This is a genomic window from Streptomyces sp. Q2, from assembly GCF_056820935.1.
Genome location: NZ_JBXEJE010000119.1, coordinates 1 through 798, shown reverse-complemented (window position 1 = coordinate 798; position 798 = coordinate 1). Strand labels below are relative to the sequence as shown.

Annotated in this window: 1 protein-coding gene; it reads right to left on the bottom strand. The window is 66.9% G+C overall.

Features of this window, described 5'->3' with window-relative positions; all coding sequences use genetic code 11:
* The coding region (locus ACWBNA_RS47840; protein ID WP_482710882.1) for an IS701 family transposase at nt 1-742 on the bottom strand (742 nt) is incomplete at its 3' end.
* Nucleotides 743-798: the final 56 nt, after the last annotated feature.

Here is a 798-nt window from a genome sequence, read left to right as displayed (position 1 = left end):
GGGTGGGCGGCCCGAGCCCGCCATAAGCGGGCTGGTGCGGCTCGACATCCTCCGGATGAGCGACTTCCTTCCCGTTCAGGGCCAGGACATAGGACAGCCCTCGCTCCTGGAGACCGAGCCGGAACGGGGTGCTGACGCCGTAGCCGGCGTCGGCGACCACGACCGGCGCCTCCAGCTGCCACTCGGCGAGTGTGTCCAGCAGGCCGAGCGCGAGACGCCACTTCTCCCGGTGCACCACGTCCTCGGGGACGCCTGCCCTGCGGCAGCGGTCGGGCTCGTCCGTCCACTCACGCGGCAGATACAACTGCCACTCCAGCGGGCACGAGGCGCTGTCGGTGGCGGCATGGACACTGACTGCGACCTGGCAGTTCGCCCGTTTGCCGACCGCTCCGCAGTACTGGCGGGCCACCCCGACCGAGGCCTTGCCGCACTTGGGGAACGACACGTCGTCGATCACCCACACCTCGGGCCTGACGACTTGGGACAGCCGCTCGGCGATCCGCTGCCTGACCGGCAGCGGATCCCACGGCGACTGGTTCACGAACTGCTGCAGGGCTTGCATGTTCCCGTCCGGCAGACGCTCGGCCATCGGCTGGATCGACTTGCGTCGACCGTCGAGCATCAGGCCTCGCAGATAGCACTCACCCTTGGCCCGCTGATCCGTACGCGGCACCGAGGCGAAGACATCCGCCACGAACATCGCCAACGCCGCCCGTAATCGGTTCACTTCATGCGCATCCACACAACCAACATGCTCTTGATCAGCATCAACGAATAGACCTGACGAAGCACTACTAG